21 protein-coding genes are annotated in these 22017 nt (G+C 59.5%); 10 read left to right on the top strand and 11 right to left on the bottom strand.

Annotation, left to right across the window (positions count from 1 at the left end; all coding sequences use genetic code 11):
* Positions 1 to 157: 157 nt before the first annotated feature.
* From otnC to PO860_RS12895, 11 genes are read right to left on the bottom strand one after another with little or no spacing between them, the layout of a single operon-like run.
* Positions 158 to 799: a 3-oxo-tetronate 4-phosphate decarboxylase gene (gene otnC / locus PO860_RS12945; protein WP_126908108.1), complete on the bottom strand. Its 642-nt coding sequence runs from the start codon at positions 797 to 799 to the stop codon at positions 158 to 160.
* A complete protein-coding gene (gene otnK, locus PO860_RS12940; protein WP_126908109.1) occupies positions 799 to 2058 on the bottom strand; it encodes a 3-oxo-tetronate kinase in 1260 nt (419 codons plus the stop codon). The genes otnC and otnK overlap by 1 nt, the downstream gene beginning before the upstream one ends.
* 5 nt (positions 2059 to 2063) lie before the next feature.
* Positions 2064 to 3542: an aldehyde dehydrogenase gene (locus tag PO860_RS12935; protein ID WP_275037853.1), complete on the bottom strand. Its 1479-nt coding sequence runs from the start codon at positions 3540 to 3542 to the stop codon at positions 2064 to 2066.
* A gap of 14 nt (positions 3543 to 3556) precedes the next feature.
* A complete protein-coding gene (locus PO860_RS12930; protein ID WP_126908111.1) occupies positions 3557 to 4267 on the bottom strand; it encodes a haloacid dehalogenase type II in 711 nt (236 codons plus the stop codon).
* Positions 4268 to 4278: 11 nt separating this feature from the next.
* On the bottom strand, positions 4279 to 4596 hold the full coding sequence (locus tag PO860_RS12925; protein ID WP_126908112.1) for a putative quinol monooxygenase: 318 nt from the start codon (positions 4594 to 4596) through the stop codon (positions 4279 to 4281).
* The gene (locus tag PO860_RS12920) at positions 4593 to 5708 is read right to left on the bottom strand and encodes an isocitrate/isopropylmalate dehydrogenase family protein (protein ID WP_275037852.1); all 1116 of its coding nucleotides are present in this window, start codon (positions 5706 to 5708) and stop codon (positions 4593 to 4595) included. Before PO860_RS12920 ends, PO860_RS12925 begins: the two co-directional genes overlap by 4 nt.
* A 15-nt stretch (positions 5709 to 5723) precedes the next feature.
* Entirely contained in the window at positions 5724 to 6434 is a 711-nt protein-coding gene (locus PO860_RS12915) for a GntR family transcriptional regulator (protein WP_126908114.1), read from the bottom strand.
* Positions 6435 to 6464: 30 nt separating this feature from the next.
* On the bottom strand, positions 6465 to 7325 hold the full coding sequence (locus tag PO860_RS12910; RefSeq protein ID WP_126908115.1) for an NAD-dependent epimerase/dehydratase family protein: 861 nt from the start codon (positions 7323 to 7325) through the stop codon (positions 6465 to 6467).
* A 30-nt stretch (positions 7326 to 7355) separates the two neighbouring features.
* Positions 7356 to 8336, bottom strand: a complete 981-nt coding sequence (locus tag PO860_RS12905; RefSeq protein WP_126908116.1) for an ABC transporter permease — start codon at positions 8334 to 8336, stop codon at positions 7356 to 7358.
* Complete coding sequence (locus PO860_RS12900; protein ID WP_275037851.1) at positions 8326 to 9909, bottom strand: sugar ABC transporter ATP-binding protein; 1584 nt, start codon at positions 9907 to 9909, stop codon at positions 8326 to 8328. The genes PO860_RS12905 and PO860_RS12900 overlap by 11 nt, the downstream gene beginning before the upstream one ends.
* A 57-nt stretch (positions 9910 to 9966) precedes the next feature.
* Positions 9967 to 11097 (bottom strand): substrate-binding domain-containing protein, encoded by a 1131-nt coding sequence (locus PO860_RS12895; RefSeq protein ID WP_126908117.1) that lies wholly within the window; start codon positions 11095 to 11097, stop codon positions 9967 to 9969.
* A gap of 418 nt (positions 11098 to 11515) precedes the next feature.
* Here PO860_RS12895 and PO860_RS12890 point away from each other — a divergent pair, with 418 nt between their 5' ends.
* The 10 genes from PO860_RS12890 (at position 11516) to PO860_RS12845 (ending at position 22017) form a co-directional block, all read left to right on the top strand.
* Positions 11516 to 13018, top strand: a complete 1503-nt coding sequence (locus PO860_RS12890; protein WP_275037850.1) for an aminoacyl-histidine dipeptidase — start codon at positions 11516 to 11518, stop codon at positions 13016 to 13018.
* A gap of 9 nt (positions 13019 to 13027) precedes the next feature.
* On the top strand, positions 13028 to 13495 hold the full coding sequence (locus tag PO860_RS12885) for a cupin domain-containing protein (RefSeq protein WP_126908119.1): 468 nt from the start codon (positions 13028 to 13030) through the stop codon (positions 13493 to 13495).
* The gene (locus tag PO860_RS12880; RefSeq protein ID WP_126908120.1) at positions 13495 to 13899 is read left to right on the top strand and encodes a cupin domain-containing protein; all 405 of its coding nucleotides are present in this window, start codon (positions 13495 to 13497) and stop codon (positions 13897 to 13899) included. Before PO860_RS12885 ends, PO860_RS12880 begins: the two co-directional genes overlap by 1 nt.
* Positions 13900 to 13992: 93 nt before the next feature.
* Positions 13993 to 15069, top strand: coding sequence for a sugar ABC transporter substrate-binding protein (locus tag PO860_RS12875; protein WP_164740454.1), 1077 nt, complete (start codon positions 13993 to 13995; stop codon positions 15067 to 15069).
* Between the two features lie 53 nt (positions 15070 to 15122).
* Positions 15123 to 16658 (top strand): sugar ABC transporter ATP-binding protein, encoded by a 1536-nt coding sequence (locus tag PO860_RS12870; RefSeq protein ID WP_275037849.1) that lies wholly within the window; start codon positions 15123 to 15125, stop codon positions 16656 to 16658.
* The gene (locus PO860_RS12865; protein WP_126908122.1) at positions 16651 to 17625 is read left to right on the top strand and encodes an ABC transporter permease; all 975 of its coding nucleotides are present in this window, start codon (positions 16651 to 16653) and stop codon (positions 17623 to 17625) included. The genes PO860_RS12870 and PO860_RS12865 overlap by 8 nt, the downstream gene beginning before the upstream one ends.
* A gap of 10 nt (positions 17626 to 17635) precedes the next feature.
* Positions 17636 to 18340 carry an L-ribulose-5-phosphate 4-epimerase AraD gene (gene araD / locus PO860_RS12860; protein WP_275037848.1) on the top strand — a complete coding sequence of 235 codons (705 nt, stop codon included), beginning with the start codon at positions 17636 to 17638 and terminating at the stop codon, positions 18338 to 18340.
* 8 nt (positions 18341 to 18348) lie between these two features.
* Positions 18349 to 19965 carry a ribulokinase gene (locus PO860_RS12855; RefSeq protein ID WP_126908124.1) on the top strand — a complete coding sequence of 539 codons (1617 nt, stop codon included), beginning with the start codon at positions 18349 to 18351 and terminating at the stop codon, positions 19963 to 19965.
* A gap of 43 nt (positions 19966 to 20008) precedes the next feature.
* Positions 20009 to 20926: a LysR substrate-binding domain-containing protein gene (locus PO860_RS12850; RefSeq protein WP_275037847.1), complete on the top strand. Its 918-nt coding sequence runs from the start codon at positions 20009 to 20011 to the stop codon at positions 20924 to 20926.
* A gap of 572 nt (positions 20927 to 21498) precedes the next feature.
* The gene (locus tag PO860_RS12845) at positions 21499 to 22017 is read left to right on the top strand and encodes a hypothetical protein (protein WP_275037846.1); all 519 of its coding nucleotides are present in this window, start codon (positions 21499 to 21501) and stop codon (positions 22015 to 22017) included.

Below are 22017 nucleotides of genomic sequence, written 5' to 3'. Positions count from 1 at the left end.
TTTAGGATCGGCCTGCTGCCCGTGAGTTTGCTATTCTCCATGCACGCCCTTCTCTGAGGCATCGACGTTAGATGGTGGTACTCAACGGTTTATGCTCTCCTCCCAGAGTGACCTGGTTTGTCGAGCGACGCGTAAGGTCGCAGGACACGAGCGCGCGTTATCGGTTAGCTAAGTCGGCCTTTTGTTCGCTGGTCAAGGGGCGAATTCGGTGGTTCTGAAGCAGCAGGAACAGTTTTGCTGTTTCTTCGAGTTCCTCGGTCGCGTACTGGGCGTCTCGCAGAGATTTGCCCGCCACGACCGGGCCATGATTGGCCATCAAGACGGCATGATGACTAGATGCCGCCGCTCCCACGGCGCTAGCCAAGTTCTCGTCTCCCGGGGGGAAGTACGGGACCAAAGGCAGCGTGCCCACGCGCATGACGTAGTACGCCGTCAGCGGGGGCAGGACATCTTTCTCGTCGACGTTCTCGAGGATGCTCGTCGCAACCGAATATGTGGAATGCAGATGAACAACGGCGTTCCTACCCGAACCGCCGCAGTACATGCACTTGTGGAGGAAGGCCTCTTTCGTCGGTTTGTCGCCGCCGACATGTACGCCTTCTGCCGAGAACACCGAAATGCGCTCAGGATCAAGTTCGCCCAGGCAAGCATTCGTAGGCGTCATGAGGAGTCGACCATCCGTCATGCGGACGCTGATGTTGCCGGACGACCCGGGCGTGAGGCCGCGGTCGAACAGGGACTTCCCAACGCTTAGGATTTCATCCCGCGCCCTCGTTTCCTCGGAGATCACAGACGACATCACAGCTTCTCCCATGCATCCAGGAAGAATCGCGAATTGCCGAAGTTCCCGGACTTGAGTGCCAAGGCAAGCGACCCGGTCTTGTGAGCGGTGTGAACCCAAGGCACGCCGGGTGCGATTTCGCGCCCGATCTTGAGGCCTTTCACGTCCAGAGCCTTCACCACCGCGCCCGAAGTCTCACCGCCAGCGACGATCAGCTCGGAAACACCGTTCTCCACCAAGGCCAAGGAGATGGCTGAAAGCGCGTTTTCCACTAGGGTTCCTGCGGCTTCGACGCCCAACTTTTCCTGGTTGGCCTTGACCTGTTCCGGATTTGCCGTCGCGTAGATGAGGATCGGCTTGCGCCCAAGCCTTGCCGTGGCCCAGCGCACCGCGTCTCCGACGACGTCCTTGCCGGACGCCAGATCGTCGACGTCGACCCGATAGCCCTCGTGGTCCCGAAGCATGGTCTCCACCTGTCCGTTCGTCGCAACGGAGCAACTGCCGGAGATGACCGCTCTCGATCCCGGCCGTCTCGTCTCGCACACGTCCCGGTCTTTCGCCGCATCCCTGCCGAGAGCCGTGACCAGCCCGTAGGCCAGCCCAGATGCGCCGGTGAACAGAGGAAGGTCCAAGAGTGCCCTCGCGATCTCCACGAGGTCATCGTTTCCCAATGAGTCGGTGACTGCGATGCCCGCACCGTCGGCCCTGGCTGCGTTCGCCCATTCCCTGATGGCGGACGCGCCGCGTTGGACCGTTTCATGGTAGCAACCCGAGACGCTAAGTTTCGTCTGCTCGCCAAGCACTCGAATGAGGTTGGAATCCTTCATGGGCGTCAACGGATGGTTCCGCATTCCGGACTCGTTGAGGGGCACGTCGCCGACAAACAGGTTTCCCTTGTAGATCGTGCGGCCGTTCGCCGGGAAAGCCGGGCATGCAATAGTGAAATCGCTACCCAGTTCGGTCAGGAATGCCTCGGTCACCGGACCGATGTTGCCCTGACGCGTACTGTCGAAGGTCGAGCAGTATTTGAAGTAGTATTTCAGCGCGTCGCGCTGGCGGAGCCAGCGCAACGCGTTGAGGGACTCTTCGACTGCGAGCGACGGATGGATCGTCCGCGTCTTGAGGGCGATCACGATCGCCTCGGCATCCACCTGTGCGTCGTCGGCAGGCACGCCGATCAGCACCGTGGTCCTGAGCCCGCCTCGCGCGAAAATGCTCGCGACGTCCGTAGCGCCGGTGAAATCATCGGCGACGCAGCCAATCAGAAGAGAGGCCATTGTTGTCACCTCATGATGAAGGGGTTGGCAACGCTCTCGGCAGTGGAGATCATCACGCTCTTGGTCTGCATGTAGTTCTGGATCGATGCCATGCCGTTCTCGCGACCGATGCCCGAGTGCTTGTAACCACCGAGCGGCGACATGTAGCTGATCGTTCGGTAGGTGTTCACCCAAACCGTTCCAGCCTGGATTGCCGAGGAGACCTCGAGGATACGGCGCATGTCCTGTGTCCAGAAACCTGCGGCGAGACCGTAGTTGGTGTCGTTAGCGATGTGGATTGCTTCCTCGTCGCTGTCGAAAGGAATGACCGCGAGAACAGGACCAAAGACCTCTTCCTGGGCAATGCGCATTTCGCTGCGGACGCCCGAGAAGATTGTCGGCTCGACGAACCAGCCGTTGGACAGCTCGGGATTGCTCGGCCGGCCACCGCCGAGAAGGCATTCAGCCCCTTCGTTCTTCGCGATGTCGATGTATCCGAGAATCTTCTCGAGTTGGGGAGGGGTGGTCACCGGGCCAACCTGCGTCGCGGTCGACATCGGGTCGCCCATTCGTGCGGTCTTGGCTAAGGCTACGACCTTTTCCAGAAACTGGTCATGGATTTTGCGCTCTACGAGCAGACGCGATCCCGCGATGCAGGTCTGACCGGTTGCCGCGAAGATGCCGGAGATGACGCCGTTTACGGCGTTGTCGATCTCCGCGTCAGCGAAGACGATATGCGGGCTCTTGCCACCGAGCTCCAGCGTTACCTTCTTGAAGTTGCGGGCGGCGAGTTCGCCGATCTTGCGCCCCGTTCCTTCGCTGCCCGTGAAAGCGATCTTGCTGACGTACTTGTGCGATGTGAGAGTTTCGCCAACGTCTGCGCCGAAGCCCGTGACGACGTTGAAGACGCCCGTCGGGAAACCGGCCTTTTCCACGAGCTTGGCGAATTCCAGCGTAGAGGCCGAGGTGAACTCGGATGGCTTGGCGACGAACGTGTTGCCGGCGGCGAGCGCCGGTGCCAGCTTGTAGGCGAGGAGCAGCAGAGGCGAGTTCCACGGGGTGATGCCGACGCAAACACCGAGCGGCTCGTTCCGGGTGAAGTTGAAGGTGTCTGGCTTGTCGATTGGGATGACCGCGCCTTCGATCTTGTCGGCCAGGCCGCCGAAGTAATAGTACCATTGCGGGATGTACTTGAGCTGGAACAGCATCTCGTTGATGAGCTTGCCGTTGTCCCTCACCTCCGTGTTCGCGAGATGCTCGGCGTTTTCTGCGATCAGGTCGCCGAGGCGGCGCAGCAAGTGGCCGCGGTCGCTTGCAGTCAGCTTAGGCCAGGGGCCGCTCGTGAACGCCTTGTGCGCCGAGAGAATGGCGCGCTCCGCGTCGTCCCTGCCGCCCTTGGGAATCTCAGCCCAAACTTCGCCGGAAAATGGGTTGCGGGTCTCGAAGGTCTCTCCGTTGACGGCGTCTTCCCATTTGCCGTCGATGAACATCTTATAGATCTGCATTGTGTCTCTCTCTTTCAGCAACCGAGTTTGCCTGCTAGGTCTTCAAGGTCGTCGGCGATGAAGTCCCAGTCCTGTTCGGCGTGGATGTCCGTTGTCTGGCCGGGGCCATATTCGGTGGGGCGTGCGATAAAGGCAGTCCTGAGGCCGAGATTGCGGGCGGCCGCGAGGTCATAGTTATGCGCGGCGCACATCATGACGACGCTCGGTTCCAGATAAAGGAGCTTGCAGACGCCGAGATAGGTTTCGGGATCGGGCTTGTAGTGCTGGAATAGCTCGCAGGAAAACACGTTGTCCCACGGCAGGTCCGCGTTCTTCGCCATGTTCACCAGAATGGCGACGTTGGCATTCGACAGCGGTCCGATGATGAACTTATTCTTGAGGCGACGAAGGCCGCGCGAAGCGTCCGGCCAGCCCTGCAGGCGGTGCCAGACCTTGTTGATGTGCATCATCTTCTCGTGCTCGAGTTCAGGCGCGCCGATTTCGGCGAAGACCGATTTCAGAGAGTCGAAATGAAGCTCGTCGAGGTTGGTCCAAGGCAACTCGCCAGTGCGGACGCGGGCCTTCTGCGGATTGTAGTGATCGCGCCATTTGTCGACGACGTCGGCCCAATCGAGCTCAACACCTTCGGTTTTGCCCCAGGCCGTCAGGTCGCTGATGATCGATCCACGCCAATCAACGACTGTCCCGAAGGTGTCGAAGACGATTGCTTTGATATCGTTTGTCATCGGTCACTCCTTCAAGCCTGCATTACAAGATCAAAGGTCTGGACGTGCTTATCGCCAACCCAAGGAGCGGTGAGCTCGTTGAAGCTCAGGAAGTGCTCCGTCTTGAGGTGATAATCGAAGTCAGCCCTGCTGTTGTACACCTCGTAAAGGTGGATGTGCTTGGGGTTCGTCGGATCAACGCACACGTCGAAAACGGTGCAACCCGGCTCGTCGTTCACCGAGGCGGCTGCGTTGGCGATCACCGCGGGCCGAAACTTCTCGACGTACTCGTCGTGGATCATGAAATCGACGACGACCACGAAGCGTTTTGTTCCTTCGGCGGCGCTCATGCGACCTCCTTCTGGACTGCGCCAAGCGAACTGATGACACTGCGCGTCATCTCGGCGCAGTTTGCCTTGCCGCCGTATTCCATCGGAATAGCCCGACCCGTGGAGAGGGTGTGCTCAACCGCTGCCTCGATAAGGCGAGCAGCTTCCGCAAGGTTCTGTTCGGCGTGACGAACCGCTAGCCAGTCGAGCATCATAGCGCCAGACAGGAACATGGCGCTCGGGTTGGCGATGCCCTTGCCCGCGATATCCGGAGCCGTGCCGTGTGCTGGCTGGAAGAGGCCGTGATTTTCGCCGATGTCGGCAGAAGGAGCCATGCCCATGCCGCCGATCAGACCTGCGGCCAGGTCCGATAGAATGTCGCCGAACATGTTTTCGGTGACCAGAACGTCCAGCGTCCATGGCTTCTTGACCATGTTGAGGGCGAGGGCGTCGACGTAGGCGTAATCGCGGTTTATCTCCGGATGGCGATCGGCGATCTCATCGTAGATCTTACGGAAGAACGCCATGGAAGCGAAGACGTTCGCCTTGTCGACACAGGTTACGGTGCCTGGCTTGCCACGGCGCTTGCGCTCTGCGGCGAGGCGGAAGGCGAACTCCGTCACGCGCTCGGTGCCCGCGCGCGTGATCTGCATGGTGTCGTATGCCTCCTGGTCATCGCGGATTTCGCCACGGCCGCGGGCATAGAAGAGACCTTCTGTCTGTTCACGGATCAGGACGAAATCAATGCCTTCGGCACGGGGGTCCGACAGGACCTTGGGAAGACCTGGGAACCAGCGGATCGGGCGCACGCCGGCGAAGAGGCCGAATTCCATGCGCAGGTCTAACTGGGGAATGATTTCTGTGCCATCGGGAAAACGGATGTCGGGCCAGCCCATAGCACCGAACAGGATAGCGTCAGCGGTTCGGCAGGCTTCGAGCGCGGAGGCGGGGAGTGCTTCGCCAGTTTCAGCGTAATGCTGCGCACCCGCTTGGTGCGTATCGAACGTCACGGGAGGGGCTCCTGCGAGCTTGACGGCAGCGTCGATGAGTTCGAGGCAAGCGGGCATGACCTCGCGACCGATACCGTCTCCCGGCAAGACCGCGACCTTGATGCTATTCTTGGGCGATGACATGTTGTGTACCTGTTGCTAGAGGTGATTGAGGCCCAGGCGTTCGAGGAGAGCGAGCAATTCTGTGCCCGCCCGTTCTCTGTGCGCCCGATGAATGTTGCGTGCTTTTTCGCGGTGGCCTTCCCGGATTGCCTGAACCAGCTCGGCATGCTCGCGGGTAGAGTTGACGGGCTTGGGGCGCATCTTGAGGGTCAGGATCCGGACGCGATGGGCCCGGTCGATAAAGTTCAGGACCACCGACTTGAGCATCTGGTTGCCGCCCAGCTCGAGCAGCTGTTCGTGGAACCTCGCGTCCGCTTGGGCCCACCGTTCGAGGTCGTCTTCCGCTAGCGCCTTGTCCATATCGCCGGTGGCTTTCTCCAGCCCACGGATTTGCTCATCGGGCAGATGGCGGGACGCGGCCAGCTCGGCAGCGGTGCTCTCGAGCGACGTCAGGATGTCGTAGATTTCCCGCATGTCCGAAGCCGAAACCGGCAGCACTCTCATGCCATGCCGCGGTATGACCGAGACCAGCCCGTCTTGCTGAAGACGCATCAGCGCCTCCCTGACAGGCGTCCGGCTCATGCCGAGTTGTGAAGCGACATCCTGTTCCGTTGCCTGATAGCCGGGGGGCCACTTGTTATCCAGGATGAGCTGCCGAAGACGCAGGTGTGCCGTCGCGGTCATGGTCTTTGCGAAGGCTTCTTCCTTGATCTCTGCGGCGCGTTCAGTCTGTTTCGTAGTGGCCATTCAATTATCCCCCGGCTAAGCCGATCCCCCTCAGCTGCGCGCGTATTTTCGCCAGCTATGCTCCGGCTGGTAACCGAGAACCCGCTTGGCTTTGTCGATCGAAAGGAGTGTTTCGTTCTTCCCCATCTGCTTTTTGAACGGGACGCCCGGATACCACTTCGCAACGAGCTCTTCGTTTGCGGTGGTCATGACGCCGTCGTCGTTCGCGATGATGAAGACTTCCGCGCCCTTGCCATTCCATTCAAGCGACCGGCGGATCGCCTGCGCGCCGTCGCGGGCATCGATGTAGGTCCAGAGGTTGAAGCGACGGCTGCCCGGGTTGTTTTCGAAATCGGGGAAGTCTGCGTATTCGCTCTCGTCCATGACGTTCGAGAAGCGCAGGCACACCAGCTTGAGTTCGCCGTCCCAACGGCAATACTGCTTTGCCATTTCCTCGCCGAGGTGCTTCGACAGCGAGTACGACGTTTCCGGGCGGGACTCGTATTCCTCGTCGGCGGGGAAGTAGTCGGGCTTGATCTCGTACGGGATGCCGAGGAGGGTCTCGCTCGAGGCCCAGACGATGTTCTTGATGCCGAGAAGCCGGCAGGACTCGAAGACGTTGAACGCCGAGATCGTGTTCACTCGGAAGACTTCCGCAGGTGCGACACGGCCCGGCATCGGGACAGCGGCGAGATGTACGACGGCCTCGGTCTTGCGGTTGTGGTCCCAGTCGAAACCGCTGATGGCTTCGACGGTCGCGCGCATGTCTTCGAAGTCCACCTTGATGAAAGGGCAGAGTCTTTCCTGCGGGGCAGCGGTGTCTGCGTTGATGACGTCGTGCCCCGTTTCGATCAAGTGCTTAATCGTGGCTCGACCGAGCTTGCCGCTACCGCCAGTTACTAGAACTCTCATTGTGTAATACCTCCTGTAAAACGCTTCTTGTTAGCGGCTGCGACCGAGTGCGACCGCGAGGATGATGAGCAGACCGCGGGCGATCAATTGCTGGCTGTAGTCGAGACCCGCGAGGATCAAGCCGTTGTTGATGACGCCGATCAAAAGCGCCCCGACGATCGATCCGATTACCGTTCCACGGCCGCCGAAGAGGCTCGTGCCGCCGAGAACGACTGCCGCGATCACCGAGAGCTCGTCGCCTTCGCCGAGCTGGAAGCGGCCGGACTGCAATCGGCCTGCGTAGAGCATTCCGGCGATCGACGCCGCGACGCCTGTCAACAGGAGGACCTGGAACTTGATCTTGCGGACGTTGATGCCGCTGTAACGGGCTGCCACCGGATTGCCGCCCGCAGACATGACCTTGCGGCCGAACGGAGTCTTGCGGAGCGCCACGTGGGCGAGGGTGCCGAGGACAGCAACCCAGACGACGAGGACGGGGGCGGGACCGATGTTGCCGGAGCCGAAGACATAGACGAAGGTGTCATTGACGATCGGAACCGGGGAGGTGCCGCTGACCCACATGCCGACGCCGCGAGCAATTCCCATCATCCCAAGCGTCACGAGGAACGAGGGGATGTTGAGATAGGCGGTTAGGGTGCCGTTGATCGCGCCAACTAGAAGGCCGAGCGCCAAGCCTGCCATGATGCCGGCGGCCAGGCCGTATTGCATAAGAGCCAGGCCCGCGATCACCGAAGAGAGGCCTGCGATCGCGCCGACTGAGAGGTCGATCTCGCCCGCCGAGAGGACGAACGACATGGCCATCGCGACGATGGCGACGATTGCCGTCTGTCTAAGGATGTTCAGCAGGTTGTTCGACGACAAAAAGCCGCGGTCCTGGAGAAGAATGGCGAAAACGATGAAGATGACAACGAAACCGATGTAGACAACGTAGTCACGCCAGTTGCTGTGCCATGGCCTGCGTTGGATTTCTGGTTCAGGTTTTGCGTTCAACGCCTTGACGTCAGTGGACATTTTGGCTTGCCTTCTGTATCGCCACCTGCAGGCCGAGTTCCCTGCGGATCAGCGGAGATTGGGTTCCGTCGCCGGCGTTCTCCGCCCAGGCTTCGATTTCGTCGCGCTCGATTTCACGGGCGAGCTTTCCGTTGCACATGACGAGAATGCGGTCGCTGGTAGCCAGGAGTTCGGCGGGTTCGGACGAAATCACGATCACGGACTTGCCGGATGACGCGACGTTACGGATCAGTTCTACGATTTCAGCTTTCGATCCGATGTCGACACCAGCTGTCGGCTCGTCGAGGATGACAACAGATGGATCGGTGGCGAGCCACTTCGCGATGACGATCTTCTGCTGGTTCCCGCCCGATAGGTTGCGAACCTTGTTTTCCGCATTCGGCGTCTTGATGCGAAGGCGGGAAATGAGTTCGGCGTGAAGCGAGTTCTCGCGGTTGCGATCGACGAACGGCCCACGCACCATCTGGTCGACCTGGGGGAGTCCCAGGTTGTGACCGACGCTGTGCTCGACGATTAGACCTTCGTCATGCCGGCTCTCCGGTACGAGCACGATGCCTGCCTTGATGGCATCGGCAGGGGAGCGGAACTCGAGTGCCTTGCCATCGAGCTCGACCGATCCGGCCTTCCGCCGGTCAACGCCGAAAAGCAGGCGGGCAAGTTCGCTACGTCCTGCCCCCATCAAACCCGCGATACCGACGATCTCGCCCTTATGGACTTCGAAGCTCACATGCTTAGGCTTGCCGGACGGTCCCGACAGATCGCGTACCTTGAGGGCAGGTGCGCCCGAACGATTAATGGGACGAGCCTGGTACTGAAATCCGGTGACGCGTTTGCCGACCATGTTCTGTACGATGGAATCGAGCGTGAAATCGGAGGTCTTCCCGGAGGTCACGTTCTGACCGTCACGCAGGATCGTGATCTCGTCGGCGATCGTCATGATTTCGGTCATGCGATGGGATACATACACAACCGCTGTGCCCGCGGCGGTCAGCTTGCGCAGCATGCCGAAAAGGGTGTCCGCTTCCTGCGCGCTGAGCGACGACGTCGGCTCATCGAGGATCAGGACGCGGGCCTTCTGATGAATGGCCTTGGCGATTTCCGTCAGCTGGGCCTGACCGGGGCTGAGCTCCGAAACAGGTGTCCGAGGATCGACCCGGAGGTTCAGCTGGCCGATAATGTCGGCGGCCTGAATGATTTCCCTCCGTTCGTCCACCAGCAACGACATCCGACGCGGTTCGCGGTTCAGGAATATGTTCTGGGCGACTGACAGAGACGGGATCAGACTGAGGTCTTGAAAGATCATCTCGATCCCGAGGCGACGGGAATTCTCCGGAGAGTTCTCCGTCATCCATTCGCCGAAAACTTCGATCGTACCTTCGGTAGGGCTCAACACGCCCTGGAGGATTTTCAGGAGAGTGGATTTTCCAGCCCCGTTCTCTCCGACTAGCGCGTGAATAGTACCAGGCTGGATCGTCAGGCTAACGCCGCGGAGAGCGTGCACACCGCCAAACGACTTCTTGACGTCGCTCATCCTTACGGCGGCGACTTTATCCGCATCTACATGTGTATTCATGATCTTATCCGCCGCTTGTGAAGTGGGGAGTGACAGCGCCACTCCCCGGGGGCGTCTTTAGTTCATCGCGTCAGTCAGGAGCTTGGGAGCCGGATCGCCGTTCGACTGGGGCCATGCCTCGAGAAGATTGTCGCGATTGACGGCGAGGGCAGGGAGAACGACGTATGGAGGTGCGTCCTTGCCGAGCAGTGCGTAACCAGCGAGGACGCCTTCCGCGTAGCCTGCACCGTACGGACGCTGGGAACCCGTTCCCTTGACGTAGCCGTTCTTGGCCATGTCGAGCGAGATGTTCACGCCGAGGTCGCAGGTCGTGATGACCAGGTCCTTGGAAGCGCCAGCCGCGCGTGCGGCAGAGAGAACGCCTTCAGTCGGAACGTCCCAAACAGCCCAGATGCCGTTGAGGTTCGGATGGGCTGTCAGCATTGCAGAGGCGACGCGTTCGGATTCGCTCGAGAAGTCAGGACCGCCGACGCCCGTTTCCTGGACGACCTTGATTTCCGGGTAGTCCTTGATGGCTTCCTTGAAGCCGACAACGCGTTCCTTCGTCGCGAAGAGGTCGGACGCGTGCGGGATCAGGCCGATTTCCCCTTTGCCGTTCAGCGCCTTCGCCATCAGGAGGGCGGCGACCTTACCCATGCCGCGGTTGTCCGACGACACGAGACTGACATAGTCCTCGCCAGCTTTCATTCCTGCGCCCGTCTGATCGAGGAAGATGATCTTGATGCCGGCTGCTGCTGCCTTCTTGTAGGCAGCCGCGGTCGCCGACTGCTCAGCGGGAACCGTGATCATGACGTCAGGCTTGAGTGCCATGACGCTTTCGATGTCGGACACCTGCTGTTCGGCGCGGTAACCGGCGTCGGTCGTCGCGACGATCTGGATGCCGAGTTCTTCGAGAGCCTTCTTCTGGCCTGCCATTTGGGCCTTGGCCCAATCGGAAGCCGTGTAGTGCATCACTATCGCGGCCTTGGCCTTCTTCGCCTTCACCTTCTCGATCTCTTCCGGCGACAGCTTGAGGTCGCTCGCGAGCACGGCTTTCTCGCCGTTCGGACCGTCCGCTGGATGGCTTTCGATGTCCTTGATCTGCTGATCGACGTCGATAGCGAACGCGCTTGGCGCAGAGGACGCACTCATCGCCAACGCTGCGACGAAAGCAAGGCTATGGAGTGGCTTACGCATATTCAACGGCATTGTGGTTCCTCCCAATGTTGCCGACTAATACGAATGCAATAACGTATACGTTAGCGCATCTGTGGTTAGAGTCAATCTACAAATGAGGTGTCAGTCCTTTGTCGCGCAGATCGTGGATATCGGCGACGCCAGTCGCAAAGCTCCATAAGCCACGGCCAGACTTGACAATGACGAATGCGTTAACGTATACGTTAAAGGATCAAGCCAGACGTTCAGGTGAAATTCTCTCACCTATTTCGCTGAATAATGCGTTTGAAATACTTGCTCGAAACGAAGATGTTTCATGCCGTGGAGGGCATCTGAGCCTTGGATCGCCTTAGAGCGTAAGATGTGAGCAATACGGTTTTACGCAATCTCCGAGACTATGTTTCGGCGGACAGGAAAGTATTGCGCTGATTTGGAGTAGGAGGAGGACTGAATGAGTGTCCATGCCGGAAAGACTATCGACAGACGCGCCAATTCTGTACTTGCTGGCCTGGAGCCCGCAATTTTCTTTGGATTTTTTGAAGAACTGAGCGCGATCCCGCGCGGCTCGTACAACGAGAAGCAGGTAAGCGATCACATCGCCAATTTCGCTCGCTCTCGTGGTTTTGAAGTCTACCAGGACGATATCTACAACTTGCTCATCAGGAAACCGGGCACGCCTGGCTACGAAAACGCGCCAACGCTCATCCTGCACGGACATACTGATATCGTCTGCGAAAGCGACGAAGGCGTCGATCATGATTTCAACAATGAAGGCATCAAGCTCCAGGTCATTGGCGACTTCATCCACGGTACCGGCACGACGCTCGGTGCCGATAACACAGTCGGCGTAGCATTCGCGATGTCGCTGCTGGCATCGGACGACATCGCGCATCCGCCCTTGGAAATCGTGTTGACGGTGCAGGAAGAAGTGGGCAAGGGCGGCGCGCAGTACTTCGATGGAGCCAGGCTCAGCGGTAAGCGCCTGCTCGACATGAACTGGCATGATCCCAAGTCCCTGTTCGCAGGTTGCGCCGGTGACATTTCGGCTCGCTTCAAAATTCCACTCAAGTGGGAACCGCTCGCCTCGGGGCAGACCGCTCTTTCGCTCCGCATCTCCGGTCTCAGCAGCGGTCACTCCGAATTCGACATCCACCTCGAGCGCGCGAATGCCATCGTGCAGCTCGGTCGCCTTCTCCGGATCGCGATCCGGGAAACCGGCGCGAGCGTCGCCGAAGTCAACGGTGGCGTAAACCGATACGTCATTCCGGGCGAAGCGGAAGCAATCATTTCGGTCCATGCGTCCAAGGTCGCCGATCTCAAGCAGAAGATCGAGGCGGAAGCTGCGGCAATCGCCTTCGAATACAAGACCAGCGACCCGAGTCTAAAGATTGCTCTGACCGAGTCCCAGAACCAGTTCACCGAAGTGTTCTCAGCCCAGGCGGCTCGCGCCATGGTCGACGCCATGAACCTGCTCCCGAACGGTGTCCAGAGCAAAAGCCTTCAGGTCGAAGGTCTTGTCGAAAGCTCGAACACCGTCGCCTTGCTGTCGAACGACCGTAATGAGGTCGAGATCGTCAACACGATCCCGAGCGCCGTCAGTTCGCGTCGCTATAACATCGTCGACAAAATCCGGCAGCTGTCGGAGCTCATTGGCAACGGCGCGACCGTCGAGACTTTCGCGGATTGCCCGGAGTGGCCGTACAACCCGGACTCCCGGATGCTTAACGCCGGCAAGGCCGCATACGAGCGCGAGTTCGGTGAACAGCCGCACGTCGAGGTTTCGCACTCGAGCCTCGAACTCGGCCTCTTCCGCAAGAAGGTTCCGGACATCGACATGCTGTCGATCGGACCGGAAGCGTTCGACGTCCACACGACCCGCGAGCGCCTCAACCACACGACCGTGGATTCAACCTGGCGGCTTCTCAAGTCGCTGCTTTCCGAACTCCGGACCTAAGGTACCGAAATGCCAAAACTGCCAAGCTACTTCGGCAATTTCCCGCATCCGCCGACCGACAAAAAGCCAGTCCATCTGACGCGTGACGCGTACAAGATGTTCATCTACACGGGCGCGAAGCCGTACTCGAGCGACCTGAACTATCTGCTCGCCAGCACGGACCAGCAGACCACGGGCATCTACCAGCTCGCTCCGGGTAGCAACTTCGATCCCGCCGACATTCACGCCGGCGACGAAGTCTACTACGTGCTCGAGGGTACCGTTCACCTCCTCAACCCGGCAACGGGACAGACCGAGGAACTTGTCGAAGGTGATGCCGTGCTTATCCCCAAGGGCGCATGGCACCGCGGTTATAACTTCAGCGACAAGCCTGCGGTCATTTTGTTCTGTATCGCGCCTCGCATCTGGGACGAGAGCGGTCCGCCGACTGCCTATGACGGCCCGACCCGCCTCTACAAGCACGAAGGGAGAGCGTGATGAGCCTCGATAAACTCGGAGCCTACCCTGTCGACGGCGCTAAGGCCCGCAAAAAGGGTGACCTTATCAAAGTCTCCAAGAGCGATCGCCTGAACATCGTTTCCGGTGCCGACCATCCTGTCCTGATCCAATTCGCTGTCAGCAATGACTGGATGCATCTCGGCGAACTGGTGATCCCGGTCGGTGGTGTCGGCCCGCGCGCGAGCGAACCCGACAGCCACGAAGGGGACGCGGTGTTCTACGTCCTGCAGGGACCTGCGACTTTCTATCTCGCCGACACCGACGAGACATTCCACATCCGCGACGGGGAGTCTTTCTTCCTGCCCGGCGGCACAAAGTACCAGTGCCTGAACTACGGTGCGAACCCGATCCGGGCGGTCTTTACCATCGCTCCCGGGCTCTAAGCCGAACCTTTGAATGCCAGTTTGCAAAGTTCCTCCGCGGAGCCGTTTCCGCGGACGGGAGACCCTTGTCTTGTCACAACCAGGGAGGATCATGTGACAATCTCCAGACGTACGCTAATGCTCGGTGCGGCAATCGCCGTCACCGCCTCGCTTTCCTTCAGCTCGGCGTTTGCGCAGCAGGTCGATTACTCGAAGGTCTTTCCAGGCATCTTGATGGACAAGGACATCAAGCCGACAGGTCAAGAAGCAAAGCCCGTCAAGAAGGACAATCGTCCGCTCAAGGTCGGCTTTCTTCCCACGGCGATGGACACCTATTACCAGCGCGTTCTCGCTGGCGTGAAGGAAGAAATTGACAAGCGCGGGGGCAATTCGGCGATCCAGCTCCTCGTCCAGGCTCCGAGCAGCCAGTCTGCCACGGACGACCAGATCAGAACCATGGAAGCATGGATCAACGACGGCGTCGATGCAATCGCCGTTGCCCTCTACAACGAAGGTGCGTTGCTTCCCTCGATCCGCCGCGCCACCGAGGCAGGCATCCCGATCTTCCTCTTCAACTCTCCGGTCGCCGACAACCCGTACTACGTCAGCGACATCGGTTACGACCAGAGCGACGGTGGTCGTGCACAGGCTCAATGGCTTGTCGACACCTACGGCGACAAAGAAGTCAAGCTCGGTATTCTCGAGGGTCTGCCGGGCCCGCACACGAACCAGCGCATGAAGGGTTTTAACGAGATCATCTCGAAGCATCCGAACTTCAAGATCGTTGCCCAGCAGCCCGCCGGCTGGGTTCGCGCTCAGGGTCTGACGGTTACCGAAAACATGTTCACGGCTCACCCGGACATCGAGGTCCTGGTCGCTCTCTATGACGAAATGGCCCTCGGCGGTCTCCAGGCTCTCAAGGCCAAAGGGCTGGACGGGCAGGTCGCGATTGTCGGCTACGAGAACATGAAGGAAGCCAACGACGCGATCCTGACGGGTGACTTCTCGGCGACGGTCGACACCGGAGCCAAGGAAGAGGGCCGCAACATCATCCGTGCTGTCGACGAGTTCGTCATGAAGGGCAATCCCCTTCCCAAGAAAATCTTCGTCGCACCAAAGACCTACGACGCCAAGAACATCAAGACGTTCGATCAGAACGACTACGTCTACGTTCCGCAGCAGAAGATGTGACACGTACGCGGCCCCTCTTATCGAGGGGCCGCCCATCGAAAAGGGTGACTTGGATGACGAACGCTCCGCTGCTGCAAATGAAGGGCATCGCTAAACGCTTCGGGAACATGAAGGCGCTTAGTGGGATCGACCTTGAACTCAATCCAGGCGACGTCCTCGGCCTTGTCGGTGAAAACGGCGCAGGCAAATCAACGTTGATGAAAATCCTGTCCGGTGCGTATGCACGCGATGAGGGCACCATTTCGGTATGCGGCAGGGTCGTCGATCTTGACAATCCCAGGGACGGTTCCAAGGCCGGGATCGCGATTATCTATCAGGAACTGAGCCTGTTCCCCGATTTTGACGCCGCGGAAAACATCTTTGCGGGAAGGGAGCTCCGGCGCGGGAATTCGGGCGCGTCGCCGCTGGACCATCCGGCAATGCGGGCCGCCGCGTCCCGTATTCTCAAAGGCGAACTCGGTGTCGATGTACCGCTCGATCGGCCCGTCCGCGAGCTTAGCCTCTCCCATCGACAGATGATCGAGATCGCAAAGGCGATCAGCAGCAATGCCGACATCATCATCATGGACGAGCCAACCGAGGCCCTCGAGGAGGTCGAACGCAAGCAGCTGTTCGCCATCATCAAGAAGCTCCAGCAGGCCGGCAAAGGCATTATCTACGTCTCCCACCGCATCCAGGAACTCCTCGGCATCGTCAGTCGCGTGATGGTCCTGCGCGACGGCAACACGGTTGCCGATCTGCCTGTGTCCGAGCTCGACGTCGACAAGGTCGTCAGCGCGATGATCGGCGGGTCCCTGGCAAAGCAGTTTCCTCCCCGCGTCCCGGCAAGGTCCGAACCCTCGTTAGACGTTCGCGGTTTGACGAAAAAGGGCGTATTCGAAGACGTCACCTTCTCGGTGGCCAAGGGTGAAATCCTCGGCATTGCGGGCCTTGAAGGCTCCGGGAAGAGCGCCGTGTTGCGCGCCATCTTCGGACAGCGCGCCTTTGACACTGGCTCGATACACATCGAGGGCAAACAGGCGCGGATTTCGGACGCGACAGACGCGATCCGTCAGAATGTCGCATTCCTGCCTGCGGAACGCAAAACCGAGGGAATCTTCCCCGAGCACTCCGTGGGATGGAATCTCTCGATCGCCAATCTCGGGACGTTGGGCAAGATCACGCTCAAGCCGAGCCGCGAGCGCGACATCACCAAGGGCTACATCTCAAAGCTGGGCGTCAAATGTGACGGCCCTTCGGCCGACATCACGTCGCTCTCCGGCGGCAACCAGCAGAAGGTCATGCTCGCCCGTTGGCTTCTCACCCAGCCGAAGGTGCTCATGCTCGAGGAGCCCACTCGTGGCGTCGATGTGCGTGCGAAGGCCGAAGTTTACGCCCTCATCCAGGCGGCAGCCAAAGAGGGTTGCGCCGTCGTCGTGGTCTCGGCCGACAACGCCGAGCTGCTCGGTCTCTGCCACCGCGTTGCGGTCATGTTCGAGGGGCGGATCACCACCGTCGTGGATGCGGCGACGTCAAAAGAAGAAACACTCGCACTTCATTCGGTCCGGCCGCCTCAAGGCCAGCCTATTCAGGGAGGAATCCATGGCTGATATCTCAGCTACGCGCCCGCGCTCGGCTTTCAAGTTCGCACGCAACAACGGCAATGCGGGTGTCTACCTTGCATTCGTCGTATTGCTGATCGCGCTCGCTTTCGCCGCTCCGCGCTTCTTCACCTTCGGCAATCTCACCGACGTGCTTCGCCAGGCCGTTCCGATCGCGGTCATCGCATTCGGCGCGACCTTCGTTATCGGCATGCGCGGTATCGATCTGTCCGTCGGCTCGACGCTAGCGCTTAGCGGCCTCGTGACGGCGAACCTGATCGTTCTCGGGTATCCGGTCGCTCTGGCCTGTGCCGGCGGCATTGCGGTCGGCGCGGCCATCGGCTTCGTGAATGGCATCCTTATCACGAAGGTCGGCATCACCGACTTCATCGCGACTATGGCGATCATGGTCATGAGCCGCGGCATCGTGATGGTCTACACGCAGGGTATTCCGATTGTCGGCGCGTCCGATCCAGCGTTCCGTGTAATCGGCCAGAGCTATGTCGGCGGCATCCCGGTTCCGGTAATCCTGACCGCTACCGTCTTCGCCATCGCGTTCTACTTTCTCTACTACACCCGCTTTGGCCGCTTCGTTCTTTCGATCGGCAGCAATCCGGACGCTGCTCGTCTCGTCGGCATTCCGACGGACAAAGTGAAGATCGCGGTATACGTTCTCGTTGGCGTGCTATCGGCATTCGCAGGGGTACTCCTGACCTCGCGCCTCGAGGCTGCCATGCCAGAAGCGGGGCAGGGCTACGAACTCGATGTCATCGCTGCTGTTGTCATCGGTGGGACGGGTCTTTCCGGTGGTCGGGCTACGCTTTTCGGAACGGTTGTCGGTGCGGTTCTCATGGCCGTCGTCCGCAACGCCCTCAACCTGCTCAACGTCAATACGTTCTGGCATCAGGTCGTTATCGGCACGATCATCCTGATCGCCGTCGCAGCCGACCGCTTCAACCGTCGTCAGAAGGCTTGAGGAGAGCGCCATGAGATACCCAGAACTCCGCAAGTCCGTTCTCGACGCCAATTTCGAACTCTATGACAGCGGGCTTGTCATCTCGACGTTCGGCAATGTCAGTGCCATCGATCGTGAGCAAGGTGTCGTCGCCATCAAGCCGAGCGGCGTTTCCTACAAGGCTATGACCGCCGCCGACATCGTGGTGACCGACCTCGACGGAAACATCGTCGACGGCACGATGCGCCCGTCGTCCGATCTCGACACCCACCTGGAGCTCTACAAAAGCTTCAAGTCCATCGGCGCTGTCGTTCACACGCACTCGTTCTTCGCGACGGCTTGGGCTCAGTCCGGAAAGGGGATACCCGCGATGGGAACGACGCACGCCGACTATTTCAACGGCACGATCCCGGTCACGCGTAAACTTCGGGACGACGAGATCAAGGATGACTACGTCCGGAACACCGGGAAGGTCATCGTCGAGGCTCTGGGCAACAACACGCCGCTCTCGATCCCAGCCGCTCTGGTGAACGATCACGGTCCCTTTTGCTGGGGCAAGGACGCGGCGGACGCTGTTCATAACGCGGAAATGCTCGAGGCTGTCGCCAAGATCGCTTTCCACTCGCGCCAGCTGAACCAAAACGATCCGGAAATATCTGCAGCACTGCTCGATCGCCACTATCAACGCAAACACGGCCACGCGGCGACTTACGGCCAGCCTGATGGTTCTAAGTAGGGATTACCATGTCGATTGTAGCAGGTGTTGACTTCGGAACGCTTAGCGTGCGCGTGACGCTCGCGGATTCCGAAAAGGGTTCCCTTGGGACGGCTATCGCGGAGTACCCGCTTGAACGGCGTCGCTCCGATCCCGATCTCGCGACGCAGTCCCACGCCGACCATATGGAAGCGCTGGTGCTCGCGATGAACCGGGTCACCGACGAATGTGGTATTGACCCCAAGCTCGTCCGATCGATTGCTGTCGACACCACCGGGTCATCCGTGCTGCCCGTCGACAAGAACATGCAGCCACTCGGTGATTATTACCTTTGGTGTGACCACCGTGCGAAAGCAGAAGCCGAAGAAATCACGGCGATGGCGCACGAAATGCACCTGGAAGCGATCGAATGGTGCGGCGGGACTTATTCGCACGAATGGGGTTTCGCAAAGCTGCTCCACTGGTTGCGGCGCAACCCTGACCAACGGGAGCGCTTCGGAACCGCGGTCGAGCACTGCGATATGGCCGCGGCAGTCCTGACGGGCGTCACCGATTCATCCCGGATCGTCCGCAGCGTCTGCGCCATGGGTCACAAGTGGATGTGGAACACGAAGTGGGGCGGCTTGCCGTCACAGGCATTCCTTTCACGTGTCGATCCATTGTTTGACGGGGTAAGAGAGAAAATTGGCGGCACCTATCAGACGTCCGCTTCGGTTGCTGGCGGCCTCAGCACCCACTGGGCGGTACGCCTTGGCCTGACATCCGGCATTCCTGTTCCGACGGGAGCCTTCGATGCCCATTGGGACGCGATCGGAGCGGGGTGCAAACTTGGAGATGTCGTCAACGTTATCGGTACGTCGACGTGCATCATTGCAGTCAGTGAGCGGGTAAAGCTGATCCCGGGCGTTTGTGGGGTCGTGCCCGGAAGTGCCCATCCGGACCTGGTGGGTGTCGAGGCCGGTCTTTCCGCGGTTGGCGATCTCTTCGACGCCGTCGCGCGACGCGCGGGCACCACGGTGGCAAGGCTCGCCGAGGGACTGGAAAGCATCGAGGGCGGGAAGACGGGCCTCATGCGTTTTCCATGGGACAACGGCGATCGGACCGTTCTCGTGCGCTCGGACCTCGGCGGAGTGACCCTTGGTTGGCATCTTGGCCATACTGCGCAGGACGAACTCTACGCGGCAATCGAAGGGACCGCCTTCCATACCCGCATCATCCTCGAGCGAATGGAACAGCACGGCGTTCCGGTCAATCGGGTGATCAACGGGGGAGGAATTCCGCAGAGAAACCATATCCTCAATCAAATCTACGCGAATGTCATAGGCAAGCCGATCCTGGTTCCGGACGGCGTTCCCACTGGTCTCGGTTCGGGAATTTTCGCCTCTCTCGCCTCGAAAGATCACGCGTCGGTTGAAAGCGCCCAGGCCGCCATGTGCGTTGGGTTCAAGAGGTACGAGCCCGATCCAACGACGCGGGAGCGGTACGAAACCCTCTACCAGCTGTTCAAACAGGTCTACATGGGTTTCGGCACTCCCAGCCTTGGCGACTTCTCGCAGGTTCTCGGCGACATCAAGCGTATCGCCGCCGGAGAAAGCATCCGGTCGGATTTCGGCCAGCGCACCCCACGGAAGGTAGCCTCGCTATGACCGGGTGCGCGGTCAGAGTACATGATGACGGATCGGGGCGGCTATGACGACGCTTCCATCAATACGTGCAATCCAGTCATTCGTCGCCGCTGGCAGGCGTGGTTCGTTTCTTGAAGCGGCCGCCCAGCTGCAACTGACGCCCTCTGCGATCAGCCACCAAATCAGATTGATGGAAGAGGACCTTGGTGAAAAGCTGTTCCATCGCATCGGAAGAAACGTATCGCTCACCGAAATCGGTGAGCGATATCACCGCGATCTATCGGAAGCGCTTTCGATGATCGAACAGGCCACCGACGAGGTGTCGCGACGCAACAGCGTTGACGTCCTCAGCGTCGGCTGCGCTCCAAGCCTTGCATCACTTTGGCTGATGCCTCGACTCCAGCAGTTCGAAGAGCTGCATCCCTCGATCGAAATCCGTCTTCTGTCGTCATCGGACCCCGCAAAATTGACGGATGGCTCGGTGGACGTGGACATCTGCTACGGCAGTGTACCGCGTCTTGGCTCGATCGCCGCCGAAGAGTTCCCGCTCGAGACGATTGTCGTGGCGTGCTCGCCCGAGGTCGCCAACGGGGAAAAACCAATTCGCAGGCCATCCGACCTCGTCGGCCACACCCTGATCAAGTCCGAACAGACGCTCTACAGCTGGCAGCAATGGGCGAAAGACCATGGGCTGGTGATTGACCTGAACCGCGGCTCGCGGTTCCGAGACGCCTTCATGTCTGTCGCGACGGCAGTGGAGGGGCGGGGCGTCTGCCTCGAAAGCTATCGTCTGCTCCAACGTGACGTCGAGAGAGGCAACCTCGTTCTTCCTTTTGGGATGACGGGGCCAAACCTGCGTTGCCATACCTTAACCTATGTTCGATCGCGGCTCCGGTCGGAGAAGGTCAGCGCGTTCAAGCGTTGGCTCGAAACCATATGGATCGAGGACAGCGCGTTGGCTGAAATGCGCGCTCGGGCCTGATGGGTGAGCCTGTCGGATCCGTCCTGTTTCGACGAATGCGGACCTCCATTGTTCGATCGAGGCCATCACAGCTCGCGGCTGATCTGCTCCCATCTCCGAAGCCGTTGCGTCTGTCAGAAGTGAATCTCGACCAGCTCGGGAGGCTCCTTGTTGAAATCGGAATATCGAATCCAGCGCCCATAAGTGTCGCATGAGCCAGTATCGAATGGACGCGTATAAAGGTCATGTTCGTCGTCAAGAATTTCTTACTCTCAGCGGCTTCCCTCGCTGTGTCTTCGGCAAATCCCTTGCAAGTTGAAAAGACGCCGAAGGCATAGGCGCGCCAGTAATCCAGTCCATCGGTGTACGAAAACGCGAACTCAGTCGCATGTGTTGGGGTGGCTGTTACGTGTCTGCGGCATGCCAGGCGAGCGGATATTGACGTAGGGTCTTTGGTTTTGGAAGTCGTCCGCACTTGTTTAATAAAAGACACCAGGTGAGCTATCTAAGCCATTGAAGTCTTTATTTAATTTATCTTGACGACAAATTGATCTGTGCTACCGTTTGTTCACGAGGTGGAGAAGGAGAAGCTCGTGGCTGATGAGAGGCGAACGCTAGCGTACGCAGCTGACCACTTCACGGTCGATGGAGTAGGTGCGTTTATAGATGAGCTAGCAAACGAATATAAGTTTCTGGCGATCTTCGTATTTGCCACCGCGGCCGCGCCGGAGACTGCGATCAACCTCGACGTTGCGACCGTGAATAGTCGGATTGCAAAACTGGGCAATTTTCCTGCGATTCAGTCCCTCTCAAATGTTCCTCTCCATCGGGACTGGGAGCTGTTGCTGCCTGTCTACATCAGGGGGCGGCGAGCCGCACTCCTCAATCGAAGGAACATACCGCCGGGTGAGGAGCCATCACAGGTGTACCTGGATCGCAACGCACGGCCGTTCACTTTGGACAAAGTCAACGCGGCTTTCTCTCGGCTCAGCAAGAAACTGGGCCTGCCGATCCCGATCGAGCTCGAGACTATCGCTTGGGTGGTGGCCAAGCAGTCAATGCTGGAACGCTTGATGTTGCAACAACACGAACCATCGTTTCGTCGGCACTGA

The sequence above is a fragment of the Rhizobium binxianense genome (assembly GCF_028994275.1).
In the GTDB taxonomy this organism is placed as follows: domain Bacteria; phylum Pseudomonadota; class Alphaproteobacteria; order Rhizobiales; family Rhizobiaceae; genus Rhizobium; species Rhizobium binxianense.
The sequence above is the reverse complement of the archived record's forward strand: the minus strand, read 5'-3'. Positions and strand labels throughout refer to the sequence as shown.